Consider the following 13411-nt stretch of genomic DNA (forward strand, 5'->3'; position numbering starts at 1 on the left):
AAAGGTTTAATAATATAAAAAAATTCGCTTAAAGCCAAACTTTTTCATTACGTTTTGTGCCTTGAGCGAAGCGAAAGGAATGGATATAATTATGAGCAATTTTAAAGAAATTCCTATTGATGATAATGAACTTGAAATTGTAACAGGAGGCAAAAAAAGGCCCACTATATTACACACAGCAAAATGTAGGACCTGTGGAGTAAGATATGATTCAGGAGACTCGCTAGAATTAATGCATGAAGCAGATAGTCATACAGTGGAAACTAACCATGCGGGTTTTGAATATTCTGATAAAGAAATTTAAAAGTATTAGGCTTTGAAGATGGTTAGAAATCTCTCTACACCAATCTATGCCGCCTCAAACTGATTGTTATATAATTCTGCATAAAAACCTTTCTTTTCAAGAAGCTTCTGGTGGCTTCCAGTTTCAATAATATCCCCGTCCTTCATTACCAAAATAATATCTGCATTTTTTATTGTGAGGTTTTTTATTTAGAGTATAATTATAAGATTATTTCTTCAGATTTGATTCTTGGTTACTTTAATGAGAAGAGAAAAAGAATGCTTTATAAAAAGTTTGTTGAATATGCTATAGCATTCCAAATGGCTGAAGCCAAGTATTAGCAAGCTCAGACAGTAAGCATGTCCTTGCATTGATTCAATATATAAATTATAAACACCATTGAAAGTATTGATTTAGAGTGCCTTCAATGGCGTTATTATTTTTTGAAGAAAATAGAAATGGTAATTATTTAAGGAATAGAGGGTGAAAATCAGTAGAGAATAATGGTGGAATATTAGAATGTATACGGAGTATGTGTTAAGATAAAGCATTTTATAGAAGTGAATCTTTTAGCAGAAATAAATTTGCGTAAGAAATAATGTAAATATACTATGTTTACATTATGAGAATAAGATATAATAGGGTTATAAAAAATTTTTTTGACACTATGTTTCTATGGCTTAAACAAAGTGTTAAAAGATATACATAGGTTAACTTACTATGGAAAAAAGGTGAATATATAAAATGAGGGAGTGTATTATATGAAATGGGAAGAAGCAAGAAATATATATATAAATAAATGGATATTATTTGAGGCTATAGAGGCATATTCAAAAGAGGGAAAAAGAATTGTTGAAGAGCTTTCAGTTATAAATGTTTATGAAGAAGGGAAAGAAGCACTTAAAGAGTATGCAGAAAAACATAAGAAGGATAAAAGTAGAGAAATGTACGTATATCATACAAAACATGAGAAATTATTTATAGAAGAAAGAACATGGATTGGAGTGCGAAAGAATGGTTAAACTTCAATTAAAATATGGACTCCCATTTTGTAGTATCAAATTAATTTATAAGGGGAATGAAATAATATTATCAATAACCAGTGGGGCATATGGACTACAGAGGTGTTAGGGAAAGTGCTGAAAATCCATGTGGAACGTATGATATTTGGCGGTTTCTTTTAGTATAATCAGTATTGTGAATAGGACAATTAGTCCTTAAAATGCTTCTGAGTATAAGTTGACAATTAATGAATTATGTTAACTAAATTAGAAGGTAAACTCTCTTGTGATTTTTGGAAATCCTCATCTAGTATCCCAGAGACCATTAAAGAAACTGGAAGTTTATATCAAGCTCTATGTAAAGAGACTTCATCTTCATTAAAGAAAATTAAATAACAAATTTGAATTTAAGGTTGAGTAATATAAATTAGTAATTTAAATATGATATAATTACCATTAATTAAATTAAAATAGTAAAGCAGCATTGATGAATATAAGAAAAGATAGCATTTAATTTTTAAAATTAAAGTATACTTAGAAGGAGATGAGTAGGCTTGTCTATATATGATTTTAAGACCAAGGTACAGATTGAAAAGGGATGGTCGAGTGATAAAAAATATTGCGTTACTGCACCTGATGGGAAAAATTATCTGTTACGTATTTCAAAAATTGATCAACAAGAGCGCAAGAGGTTTGAATTTGAAATGATGAAGTGTGTTGAAGCTCTCGGTGTCCCTATGTGTAAGCCGATTGAATTTGGCACTTGTAACGAAGGCGTGTATTTCTTACAAAGCTGGATTGAAGGAAAGGATTTCGAAGACGTTCTTACGATGTTAACGGATACAGAACAGTATGTTTATGGAATTGAAGCAGGTCAAATACTAAAGCATATTCATACTATTCCAGTGCCTGATACGCAGGAGAAATGGGAGGTACGGTTTAACCGTAAAATTGAGCGAAAGATCCAAATGTATAAAGATTGCCCGATAAAATATGAAAACGGACAATCTTTTATTGACTATATAAATGCCAACCGCTATTTGCTGAAAAATCGTCCACAATCCTATCAGCATGGTGATTACCATATCGGCAATATGATGATTGATTATGATGGCAAACTGCAAATTATTGACTTTGATAAAAATGATTTTGGTGATCCATGGGAGGAATTTAATCGAATTGTTTGGTGTGCACAAAAATCACCATTTTTTGCTTCAGGCATGGTAAATGGCTATTTTGATGAAAATGTACCAATGGATTTTTGGGTATTGCTTGCACTATACATTTCAAGCAATACCCTATCGTCTATACCTTGGGCAATTCCATTTGGACAAAGTGAAATTGATACTATGATAAATCAAGCCAAAGAAGTTCTTGAATGGTATGATAATATGCGAAATCCCGTTCCTACCTGGTATAAGGGTTACATAAAAAAGGATTTTTGTTGTGGATATAAATAAACCAGCTATTAATGTATATTTAAAAAACGGATTTAAGCAGGTAGATGGAATTTATGAAGAAGAATTAACATTAAAATGCGTAAAGGCAAATATAGATGCTTTCAAGTTTTATTTATCTCAAGGGTGGACAATCGAAGAGGAAGTTACAGAAAATGAACTTTATTATTTAATGAAATATGAAGGATAAAGTTGATTCGATATTTAAAACATATAGTATCATAAGTTGAAAAGATATATATTGCAGTAAAAAATGTGGATTATATTAAATTGTGGGGGGAATTATATAATGTTTGAAGAAACAGTATTGGAAAGCAAAAAGGCATGGGATGAAAACGCAGATTTTTGGGATGAAAGGATGGGGGATAGTTCTAATCGGTTTCATTGTCGCATTGTAAGGCCAGGTGTTGAAGAATTACTCGAAGTAAGTGAAAATGATTATGTACTGGATGTTGCTTGTGGAACAGGTAATCTTTCACAAAGAATGGCTGAAAAAGGCGCGAAAGTAGTTGCTTTTGATTTTTGTAGCAAATTAATAGAGCATGCCAAAAGGCGTAGAAAAAATTATTTGAATCATATTGAATTTTATGAATGCGATGCAACAGACTATCATCAGCTAATGGGATTGAAAAAAGAGAAAAAATATACAAAAGCAGTATCCTGTATGGGCATTATGGATATTGCTGAGATAAAGCCTCTGTTTCAAGCATTATATAATATGCTTGATGATAATGGGATATTTGTTTTTGCAACACATCACCCATGCTTTGTTCGACCTGAGGAAAGGTATATTACACCTTGTGTGCATAAGGGAGAAGCAATAAAGGGTCAACCAGTAATGCAAAATTATTACCATCGCTCTTTGCAAGATATTTTTCAAATTTGCTTTGATAGTGGATTTGTTATAGACGGTTTTCAAGAAAAGTTAGATGATGATAGGGAAATTCCTGTTATTATAATTGTAAGGGCAAGAAAGAGATAAAATTCAATTTAAAGTTGAATAGTATAAATAGTAAATTTATAAACAATGCAATGTACAAATTAGAATCAATCAAAGGAGTTTTTCAAAGACGCGAAAAAGCCTGTTGATGGGCTAAGAAAGGAGTTTCGAAATGAATAGTGTTTTGATTATTGACGATGATAAAGAGCTTTGTACTCTTATGAAAAAATGTGTAGATAAAGAGAATTTATCTGCTATTATTGCACATGGTGGTATGGAGGGGATTCGTTTAGTTGATGAAAATAAAAGTAGTGGCTCTCTTTCTCTCATAATTTTGGATGTAATGATGCCGGATATAAATGGTTTTCAAGTTCTTAAAATAATTAGAAAAACAAGCAATATCCCTGTGCTTATGCTTACTGCTAAAAGCGACGAGGACGATAAAGTTTCCGGACTACGGTTAGGTGCTGACGATTATTTAACAAAGCCATTCAGTATTAACGAACTGATGGCTCGGGTCAATTCTCTTATTCGCCGCTATACCACCTTAAACCCTACCACGGAAATGGATACGGAGTGCATGGTGCTGAAAGGAATGGTCATTGATAAAGCAAACCGCATTGTTTCTGTCAATGATATTCCAGTTGAGCTTACAAGCAAAGAGTTTGATTTGCTTTCATTTCTATCTTCTAATAAAGGACGGGTATTTACAAAAAAACAGATTTATACACAAGTGTGGAAAGAAGAATATAGTTTTGACGATAGTAATATTATGTCTTTTATAAGTAAATTGCGCAAAAAGATTGAACCAGACCCCGACCGTCCATTTTATATTTTAACAGTCCGAGGTGTAGGCTATCGTTTTAATAAGGAGGCTTGACGTAAATATGAATGTTTATCTGCTTTTTGCCTTGGTTCTTGCCCTGCTTATTATAGCGTACCTTGTTTCTGTCTTATGGCGTGTCCAAACACAGCTTTCACTTATGAAAGACGCTTTAGAGGATATAAAAGATGGAAACCTTAATCGACGCGTTTTAGCAACGGAGAACGATATCACAAGGCAAATTTGTTATGGTATTAACGACATTGCAATTAACAGCCAAGCACAGCTTGTTCAGCAAAAGCAATCAGAGCAGGCATACAAAGGTCTAATGGCAAGTCTTTCCCATGATGTGAAAACACCACTTGCTTCGTTGGTTGGTTATTTGGAAGCAATCGAAAGTAAAATTGTTGTAGGAGAAGAAAAGGATGAATATATACATGTTGCATTTGATAAAGCCCAGCACTTAAAACATTTTGTAGAAAATCTGTTTGAATGGGTTAAATTAGATTCTGGGGAACAAGTTTTTCATTTTGAGATTTTTGATTTGAATGAGTTATCCCGTAATATTATAGCTGATTGGATTCCTGTTTTAGAAAACAGCCATTTTGAATATGAATTTGATATACCTGAAACAGAGTATTCCATGAGCATAGACGCAACTGCGTATACCCGTATTCTCAATAATCTATTACAAAATGTTATTACCCACAGTGAGGGTGATAATATGGCACTGCGTATTTTTGAGAATGAACAGCAGGCTAAAATTGTAATAACAGACAACGGGAAAGGTATATCTTCTGATAATCTCTCACTTATTTTTGAAAGAATGTACCAATGTGACCATTCACGAGCTGCCAAAGGAAACGGCCTTGGCCTTTCTATTTCCAAAGAGCTTGTTAGCGCTCACAAAGGAACGATTACAGCGACCAGTATTCTCGGTTCTGGAACTACATTCACGATTTTATTGCCAAAAGGGGCTGTCGCACTTAATTGAAACACGGCCGAAAATATACTTATCCTCCGAGAGCTGTTCCCAAGCTTCGGTACTATAAAAACTTTTTATCAATCTAAAGCTCAGTATTTTGAAAACCTAAGAACATCTGATAAACTCGTACCTCAAACATATCAGAAGTTCTAAGATTTTCTAAAATACTTCGCTAAGATTGATTAAAAAGTTTTTATATGTGACTTCAGCTTTGGGAACATCTCTCTGCGTATAAGTATATTTTCTGATGTAGTTCTTTTAAGTGCGACAGCCCCTTTCTTACTGCTAAAACAAGATAAAAACAAGATAAAAACAAGGTTACGGCAAGGTTTTGGCAAGGTTAATGTTGTATACTTTTAATTGTGATTGTTTCTGCCTTTATATCGGTTATCACATTGTGAAGCACAGTTATCGAAAGTGAGGAATTTTTATATGAATGATTTTGTGATTGAAACGAAACAACTGACAAAAATTTATGGAGAGCAAACAGTAGTTAGCTCAGTTAATCTCCATATAAAAAAAGGTCGGATTTATGGTCTGTTAGGGCGCAATGGAGCTGGGAAAACCACTATTATGAAAATGATTTTAGGGTTAACTCCAATCACATCTGGAGAGATAGATGTGTTAGGACGAAATATCAAAGGTCAAGAAAAAAGGGTATATCCCCGTATCGGTGCTATTATCGAAACACCAGGATTTTATCCAAATTTGACAGGAACGGAAAACCTGGAGATTTTTGCGAAGCTGCGTGGTACAGCCGCCCCACACGCAGTTGAAAACGCATTGAAAGTAGTAGGATTACCTTATAAAGATAAAAAGTTGTTTAGTAAGTATTCCCTTGGGATGAAGCAGCGTCTTGGTATTGCCAATGCTATTTTGCATGACCCAGAACTGCTGATTTTGGACGAGCCTACAAACGGTCTTGACCCTATCGGCATTGCAGAAGTAAGAGATTTTATTAAGAATTTGAGCGTTGAACGTGGAAAGACAATTCTTATTTCCAGCCATATTCTCTCGGAAATCTCATTGCTTGCAGATGATATTGGAATTATCCACCACGGTGTTCTGCTGGAAGAAAGTAGTATGGAGGAACTTAAACGAAAAAACGGTAAGTATATTCTACTGCAAGTTTCTGATGTTTCTAAAGCAACCTTAATTTTGGAACGTCAATTCGGCTTGAAGGAATATTCTGTGCAAGATGATCATACGTTGAAACTCTATGACACCTCACTAGATATGGCGTCTGTCAATAAGACACTTATGCTTGGTGAGGTATTGGTTATCAGTTCGGGGCTTTGTAATGATACTTTAGAGGATTATTTTAGAAAAATTACAGGAGGGGATGGCATTGCTTAGACTTATTCAAATAGAATTTCTTAAACTACGACGTAGAAAATTTGTGTGGATTATGATGTTGTCAGCTTTCATAATGCCATTTCTAGCATTCTTATTATTCAAATATGCAAAAAAAACAGTTGGTGACCCGGTGCAATTTTATAGATGGTCAGCGTTTGGTTATACGATGTTTATTATCTTGCCCTTCGTTTTGGGAGTACTTTGCACCATGCTTATGTATGAAGAAAATCAGTATGATATGCTCAAACAACTTTGGATTGTGCCTATCAGCAAAATGGGATACTTTTTTAGTAAATTTTTTGTTGTTTTGATTTACTCCATTTGTTTCATGCTGATTACAGCTGTTGCTTCTGTTATGTTCAGCGTACTTACCGGATATGTGGTATTTCAATGGGGAAGCGTTTTATTCTTACTGAAAAAATGTTTAGAGATTGGTGTTATTACTGCTTTTGCAATGCTGCCGATATTTGCAATAGCTGCGTCGCAAAAAGGATACATCCTCCCAGTTTCTATATCATTGGTTTATGCCTTTCTTGGCTTTACTTTAATGTCGATAAATATGTATCTACACCCATTATCCAGTATGTCAGTTATTGTCCTTGGAAATATTCCGAGTATTGCAGTTCCACGACCAATTAACGTTCCTTTAGCGTTTATTTGCATTTGTATTTGGGATATTATCGCAATATTACATGTAAATGTCACATTGAAAAGAATGAAATGAGGTGTGAATAATGGGAAATTTACTTTGGGCTGAACTCCAAAAGATTCGCCGTTCAAATATTGTTTGGATTACAATTTTTGCAACAGTTATGGTAGCTGTCATTGTTTTTATACAGGGATGGTTTACGTATAATGGTTCACGGGATATAGACAGTGCAGGATGGTATATGACTACGGCTCAGCCTTTGGCAACAATTTTTGTTCTTCCTGCAGTTATTTCTCTTTTGGGAAGTTATATGATTTGTCGTGAAGAAGATGAGGATACTATAAAATCTTTGCTACTTATTCCTGTAAATGAAAGAAAGTTAATTGCTGCAAAAATGATTATTACTTTTTTGTTCAGCATTTTCATTTATTTACTGCTCTTTGCAATAGCATTTTTGACTGAGGTAATATTACATCTTTCCGATTTATCGGTAGGAATGGTTTTAGATTTTCTGAAAATATATTTTCTTCTAGGTGTGGGCATATTCCTTGCTATCTCGCCCATTATTGCCTTGGTATCGTATATGAAAAAAGGCTGTTGGATTACATTATTATTAACTGAAATGTACTCTTTTGCTGGAATGTTCATGAGTATGTCAAATAATCTAAAAACATTCTATCCGATTACGGCAGCATTTGGAGTTGCTGGTTACTATGAAGCTACTGCCCAAAATAGGATAGAAAGTATTATAATCTTGTTACTATGTGGCTGCCTTTCTGTTTTTATACTCAAAGATTTCAAATATAGTGAAAAAAATTAGTATAATATGTGTATTTAGCATTAGAGGTTACATGCAACCATTTTAGTTTTTTATCTACTTGTACACCAGTTTCATTCGTCAAAGCTTATTTTAGCAACAGAGATTGTCAGCTAATTTCCAATCTCTTGTTCTAGTACCAATTCAGAGAGGATTTTAATCCCTTGACTGATTTCCGCTAGTGTTGCATTCGAATAGGAGATACGTATATGTTGGTTTGAGTGGAATTCGTACAAGTCTCCAGGATGGATAAGTACTTTATGATTTAATGCTTTCACAAAAAGCTGGTGCATGGAGATTGGCTCATTTAACTTTAACCATATAAAATAACCGCCAGTCGGGATGTTCCATGTAGCGATTGCATTAAAATGCTTATTTAATGCAATAAGAGTGGTATCTCTTCTTACCTTCACTTTTTTTCTTAGTATGTCATTATGCTCTTGATATAAACCACTAGCGAATAATTCGGCAGCTACATTTTGGGATAGCGAACTTGTGCCGTAGTCCGACTGCATTTTAATATCGGATAGCCTTGCAATAACCTGTTCTGATCCGACAATCCAACCAATTCGAAGTCCAGGACTTAAATTTTTTGAAATGCCGCCAACATATAAAACAAGACCATTCTGATCGAGTGATTTCAATGGAGGAGGAGGAGCATTTTCAAACCAGATTTCACGATAGACATCGTCTTCGATGATTGGCAGTCCTTCCTTCTCACAAAAATGAATCAATTCTTTCCTCTTTTCCAGAGGCATAACGGTTCCTGTCGGATTATGGAAAGTAGGAATCGTAAAGAGGATAGAGCCTCGTTTACTTTTATGCTTTTCTGATAATTTCTTTATATTAATCCCTGTTGCTTCAAAAGGGATTCCTGATAGCTGCATGCCAAAGGACTGAAATGTTCGCAGCGAATACAGATAAGACGGCTTTTCAAGATAAACAATGGAATTGGCGTGCAAAAGACCAAGAGAAATAAGCTGTAACCCTTGCAAAGCACCGGAGGTAATTAAGACAGAGGAAGGATTTGTTGCAATTCCGATGGTCTGTAAGTATTTGCAGATTTCTTCTCTTAAAAAGAGGGAACCTCTAGGTTCTTCATATCCTAATGGCTGGGATGAAACAGATAATTTCTTTAATATTTTTTGTATCTTATCTTGTGGAATTAGCTCCGCAGCAGGTTCACATGAGCCCATCCGTATCATGTCAGGATCACTCTCTGCCGCATTAATTTGCTGAACAATCATATGGTTCGGTTGATGGTTTCCTGATGAGATATAACTGTTCCAATTATAGCTTTGATTCATTAAATTCCACGTATTGTTAATCACCTTTGTTCCGCCGCCGGTATTGCCTTGAATAACTCCTTCAGCAGCTAATTCATCCATTGCAGCTACAATTGTACTTCGATTGACTGCGAACAATTCTGCAAGAGCTCTTTGACTAGGCAATTTTGTGCCAATGGGCCATTCGTTTAACGTTATTTTTTCTTTGATATAGCCGATAATTTGTAGATGCAATGGCATCGGATAAGTTTTATCTGGTTTCCAATCGGTTTCAAACATTGAATACACCTCCTGTTATTTGAATCTAATATATCACTTGGTTGGATAAAAATCAACCATTGATGGTTGGAGACAAAAGAACTTTTTTTCACTACAATTACGTTATACGCGATGCTATAGTTTCATTTGAGCAGTAAGGCAAACAGGAGTTGGATGAAGCCGTGTTTAAGGCGGCAAGAGTTTTTGCAGATGATATAGGTCAGGCATCGAAGGTTGGTGAAATACAAACAGCAATCAGGTCGGGAATATTACAGAAAAAGTCGATAATAGAAATAGGAAATGTAATCAACGAAAATCAAAAGGGCCGCTTATCTAACAAAGACATTACGGTATTTGACAGTACAGGGATTGCGCTGCAGGATCTTGCAGTTGCAGAATATATATTAAAAATATCAGAAGAAAATAACATCGGGAACATTGTAAATATATGAGGAGGGTTTGAAAATGAAAGTAAACGTATATAAAGTAAATTCATTTGCGAAGACAAAAGAAGGTGGAAATGCAGCAGGTGTGGTTCTGGATGCAGATTCATTATCGGAAAAGGATATGAGGAAAGTTTCTGGAATTCTTGGATTTAGTGAAACTGCTTTCGTATTGCAATCAAATGTAGCTGACTTTAAAGTGAGATTTTTTACACCAACGCAAGAGGTTGATTTATGCGGTCATGCAACCGTTGCAGCCTTCCATACCATGGCGAGTCTGGGATTATTGAAACCAGGATTGTATAAACAGGAGACCAAAGCCGGAATCTTGGGTATTGCAATTAAAGAAGATTACTCCGTTATGATGAGCCAACCGATTCCTGTGTTTTCCGAAACCATAGATAAAAAGGAAATTGCTACTTCATTGAATCTTAAAGCTTCGCAGCTTTCGGAGGATTTGCCCAGCCAAGTTGTATCAACAGGACTTCGGGATATTATGATTCCCGTAAAAAATATGAAGATTTTAAATGACATAAAGCCGGATATGGATAAAATTAAAGACATCAGCCAAAAATATAATGCAGTTGGGTATCATGTTTTTACTTTAGAATCATTACATGGTGCGCACGCTCATTGCAGAAACTTTGCTCCGTTATATGATATTCCAGAAGAAGCGGCAACGGGAACTTCAAATGGTGCACTTGGCTGTTATCTTTATCACTATGGAAAAATTAGCAGCGGGCAGGCATCGGATATTGTATTCGAACAAGGCTATTCAATGAACAAACCATCTGAAATTCTGGTATCGTTGACAGTTAGGGAAAACGAAATTCTCGAAGTAAAGGTGGGGGGGAATGCAATGAATCTAACTTTAATAGAAGTTGAAATATAGGTAGCAAGCTCAGGAAATTTTCCCTCGAAAGTACCCCTGGGATGCAAAATTTGGTAAACATAGAGGCGAACTTTTCAGTTCGCCCCCTAGAGCTATTACAGCAACCGGAAGTTTCTGATTGCTGTTAGCCTTTATAATTTTTCACTGCCTCATATATATCATCTATCCCCTTCATATAGTTATCAAAGGATTGATCCACAAAAACATCTGGAATAAATCCTTCCTTATAATCATCGGATAGGTTGAAAAGTTTGGTTGAATATGAAATCTGCCAATGAGAATTAGGTAAGGTTAACATTTTTATATCACCATATCCATTGACATTGCCTCCAGTAGGTTCACCATAAAATATTGCCTTAGTTTGTTTTTTTAAGTCTAAACATGCCCACACTCCTGAAGAAAAAGTCTGTCTTCCTGTAAGCACAAATATCTTTCCTTTACCTTTAAGCTTCTGTATATTATTCAATTTTGAAACAAAGTCTGTCATAAGCTTTGAGTTTCCACCAGGGTTATACCTTAAATCTATTACAAACTTGTCTACATCTTTGTTATTTATCTCATCTATTAAGCCTTTAGAAAATTCGTTAAAGTCTGGTAAAGAATTATAATCCTTTTCTCCATATTCTTTTGCTACTTCTCTATCTATACACTGATTATACTGAAAATACAATATTTTATCTTCAGGCACATATTTATACCAATACAATTGCGAATTAGGGTCTTTTGTATCATTCTGTGCTCTTATTGGCTTTATTGGTGCCAAATCAATTCCTCTTACTATATTACTTGAAGTTAACTTTTCAGGCGCTAATATTAATTTTTTTTCCTTTCCATCTTTATCAATAAAGCTAAATTCTGTTTTGTCTTGAGTTGTTACATTTAACGACTTTAATACATCTGGCATAACTATATATCTCACATTTGTTGCTCTTAGCCATTGACCATTTTCATGTGGAATCACTCTATTTATTTTCCCCATTAATTCATCAGCATTAATACCATTTATCTTCGTCAACTTTGCTCCTATAATATCTTTATACTGCCTATCTGCAGAAACTACTCTTAGTTCCATTCCGAACCAAGACAATCCTATTGGATAGATATTTTCATCATCAGATTCAATACTTAAAGATGTATGTGCATCTTTAACTAAAGCTATTATTTCAGCTAATCTTACTTTAATTTCATAAGGTTTTAGATTAGGAATATCATTTTTCAAATTTGTAATTTCTTTATCAAAGTCTTCTTTTTTCAGATCATGATATAGATTTTTATGATGTTTAGGTAAGTTTTTATGTAAATAGTCTATATCTTCCATCCACTGCTTTTCTGTTAAATTACTTTCATTAACTTTTGTCACTTTACTAAATACAGGTTCATTGACTTTTGAATAGTATGAATATGCTGCTAACAATAAAATTATACAAAGGGCACCTGCTATATAAACTCCTTTTCTATTAATCTTAGGCATATTGATTCATCCCTTTCTTTGAATAGTGTTCTGTCTTGCTATAAAAATTATAACACAACATTAAAATAAAGGATATATTGTATAATTTATACATTTTAAAGTGCCCCTGGGGTGTAAAATTTGGCAATAATTATCATCCTGATTTATTATTATGTAAAGATATTCATCTTCATTAAAGAAAATGAAATGACAAATTTGAATTTAAGGTTGAGTAATATAAATATCATGGGTAAAAGGACATTTAATGAAATTGAAAAAATAGATAATATCGGCAGTCTTTATCCGACTACCCAAAATTATGTTTTTACACATGCTGAGAGTTTGTCAGCTAAGGAATTTATCCCTATAAATTGTGATGTTGTTGAATTTGTGAAACAAATAGAGAGGGATAAAAACATTTGGATTGTTGGAGGAAATACAATATTAGCCCCTCTATTAGATAATCATATGGTAGATAATATGATAATACAGATTGCGCCTGTGTTATTGGGGATGGGAATACCAATATTTTCACAAAAAGAAGGATTGAAGCGATTTTACTTGAAAGAAGTAAAAAAATACGGACAATTTGCAGAATTAATTTATAGTAAAATATAGTTTGCTGCAGATTTTCAAAAAACATTATATTTACTATGATTTGGTAATATGAATTCCTAGCAAGCTCAGGAATTTTCCCACGTAAGTACCCCAATGGTCAATATCATCAAGCTAAAATAGAAACTATTTACAAGAACCGATATTTAAATTGTA

15 protein-coding genes are annotated in these 13411 nt (G+C 34.1%); 13 read left to right on the forward strand and 2 right to left on the reverse strand.

The features are described 5' to 3' along the window. Positions 1-79: 79 nt before the first annotated feature. From I6U48_RS03830 to I6U48_RS03875, 10 genes are all read left to right on the forward strand, one after another. Complete coding sequence (locus I6U48_RS03830) at positions 80-304, forward strand: hypothetical protein (protein WP_218319085.1); 225 nt, start codon at positions 80-82, stop codon at positions 302-304. Positions 305-1044: 740 nt separating this feature from the next. Continuing rightward, positions 1045-1305 carry a hypothetical protein gene (locus I6U48_RS03835; protein WP_218319086.1) on the forward strand — a complete coding sequence of 87 codons (261 nt, stop codon included), beginning with the start codon at positions 1045-1047 and terminating at the stop codon, positions 1303-1305. Positions 1306-1838: 533 nt separating this feature from the next. After that, positions 1839-2744, forward strand: coding sequence for an aminoglycoside phosphotransferase family protein (locus tag I6U48_RS03840; protein ID WP_218319087.1), 906 nt, complete (start codon positions 1839-1841; stop codon positions 2742-2744). Then, positions 2731-2931: a hypothetical protein gene (locus tag I6U48_RS29525; protein WP_376774524.1), complete on the forward strand. Its 201-nt coding sequence runs from the start codon at positions 2731-2733 to the stop codon at positions 2929-2931. Before I6U48_RS03840 ends, I6U48_RS29525 begins: the two co-directional genes overlap by 14 nt. Positions 2932-3030: 99 nt before the next feature. Then, entirely contained in the window at positions 3031-3723 is a 693-nt protein-coding gene (locus tag I6U48_RS03850; protein WP_218319088.1) for a class I SAM-dependent DNA methyltransferase, read from the forward strand. A gap of 130 nt (positions 3724-3853) precedes the next feature. Beyond that, positions 3854-4561 carry a response regulator transcription factor gene (locus I6U48_RS03855; protein WP_218319089.1) on the forward strand — a complete coding sequence of 236 codons (708 nt, stop codon included), beginning with the start codon at positions 3854-3856 and terminating at the stop codon, positions 4559-4561. Positions 4562-4568: 7 nt separating this feature from the next. Further along, positions 4569-5498 (forward strand): sensor histidine kinase, encoded by a 930-nt coding sequence (locus I6U48_RS03860; protein ID WP_218319090.1) that lies wholly within the window; start codon positions 4569-4571, stop codon positions 5496-5498. A gap of 423 nt (positions 5499-5921) precedes the next feature. After that, positions 5922-6845 carry an ABC transporter ATP-binding protein gene (locus tag I6U48_RS03865; RefSeq protein ID WP_218319091.1) on the forward strand — a complete coding sequence of 308 codons (924 nt, stop codon included), beginning with the start codon at positions 5922-5924 and terminating at the stop codon, positions 6843-6845. Further along, entirely contained in the window at positions 6832-7569 is a 738-nt protein-coding gene (locus I6U48_RS03870) for an ABC transporter permease (protein ID WP_446681749.1), read from the forward strand. The genes I6U48_RS03865 and I6U48_RS03870 overlap by 14 nt, the downstream gene beginning before the upstream one ends. A gap of 10 nt (positions 7570-7579) precedes the next feature. Next, a complete protein-coding gene (locus I6U48_RS03875; protein WP_218319093.1) occupies positions 7580-8314 on the forward strand; it encodes an ABC transporter permease in 735 nt (244 codons plus the stop codon). Positions 8315-8424: 110 nt separating this feature from the next. Here I6U48_RS03875 and I6U48_RS03880 read toward each other — a convergent pair whose 3' ends face one another. Next, positions 8425-9876 carry an aminotransferase-like domain-containing protein gene (locus I6U48_RS03880; RefSeq protein ID WP_218319094.1) on the reverse strand — a complete coding sequence of 484 codons (1452 nt, stop codon included), beginning with the start codon at positions 9874-9876 and terminating at the stop codon, positions 8425-8427. Between the two features lie 149 nt (positions 9877-10025). Here I6U48_RS03880 and I6U48_RS03885 point away from each other — a divergent pair, with 149 nt between their 5' ends. Continuing rightward, entirely contained in the window at positions 10026-10307 is a 282-nt protein-coding gene (locus I6U48_RS03885; protein ID WP_246615192.1) for a hypothetical protein, read from the forward strand. Positions 10308-10320: 13 nt separating this feature from the next. Beyond that, a complete protein-coding gene (locus I6U48_RS03890; RefSeq protein ID WP_218319096.1) occupies positions 10321-11190 on the forward strand; it encodes a PhzF family protein in 870 nt (289 codons plus the stop codon). 124 nt (positions 11191-11314) lie between these two features. Here I6U48_RS03890 and I6U48_RS03895 read toward each other — a convergent pair whose 3' ends face one another. Then, a complete protein-coding gene (locus I6U48_RS03895) occupies positions 11315-12661 on the reverse strand; it encodes a S41 family peptidase (RefSeq protein WP_218319097.1) in 1347 nt (448 codons plus the stop codon). Between the two features lie 120 nt (positions 12662-12781). Here I6U48_RS03895 and I6U48_RS03900 point away from each other — a divergent pair, with 120 nt between their 5' ends. Beyond that, complete coding sequence (locus I6U48_RS03900) at positions 12782-13258, forward strand: dihydrofolate reductase family protein (protein ID WP_246615193.1); 477 nt, start codon at positions 12782-12784, stop codon at positions 13256-13258. The last annotated feature ends 153 nt before the right edge of the window (positions 13259-13411 follow it).

The organism is Clostridium thailandense, from assembly GCF_019207025.1.
Classification (GTDB): domain Bacteria; phylum Bacillota; class Clostridia; order Clostridiales; family Clostridiaceae; genus Clostridium_AM; species Clostridium_AM thailandense.

Bases quoted from the DNA above. Each gene is read 5' to 3' on its own strand.
- I6U48_RS03850 (WP_218319088.1), top strand. From the start codon at position 3,031: ATGTTTGAAGAAACAGTATTGGAAAGCAAAAAGGCATGGGATGAAAAC.
- I6U48_RS03890 (WP_218319096.1), top strand. From the start codon at position 10,321: ATGAAAGTAAACGTATATAAAGTAAATTCATTTGCGAAGACAAAAGAA.
- I6U48_RS03835 (WP_218319086.1), top strand. From the start codon at position 1,045: ATGAAATGGGAAGAAGCAAGAAATATATATATAAATAAATGGATATTA.
- I6U48_RS03875 (WP_218319093.1), top strand. From the start codon at position 7,580: ATGGGAAATTTACTTTGGGCTGAACTCCAAAAGATTCGCCGTTCAAAT.
- I6U48_RS03855 (WP_218319089.1), top strand. From the start codon at position 3,854: ATGAATAGTGTTTTGATTATTGACGATGATAAAGAGCTTTGTACTCTT.
- I6U48_RS03870 (WP_446681749.1), top strand. From the start codon at position 6,832: ATGGCATTGCTTAGACTTATTCAAATAGAATTTCTTAAACTACGACGT.
- I6U48_RS03860 (WP_218319090.1), top strand. From the start codon at position 4,569: ATGAATGTTTATCTGCTTTTTGCCTTGGTTCTTGCCCTGCTTATTATA.
- I6U48_RS03880 (WP_218319094.1), bottom strand. From the start codon at position 9,876: ATGTTTGAAACCGATTGGAAACCAGATAAAACTTATCCGATGCCATTG.
- I6U48_RS03830 (WP_218319085.1), top strand. From the start codon at position 80: ATGGATATAATTATGAGCAATTTTAAAGAAATTCCTATTGATGATAAT.
- I6U48_RS03865 (WP_218319091.1), top strand. From the start codon at position 5,922: ATGAATGATTTTGTGATTGAAACGAAACAACTGACAAAAATTTATGGA.
- I6U48_RS03895 (WP_218319097.1), bottom strand. From the start codon at position 12,661: ATGCCTAAGATTAATAGAAAAGGAGTTTATATAGCAGGTGCCCTTTGT.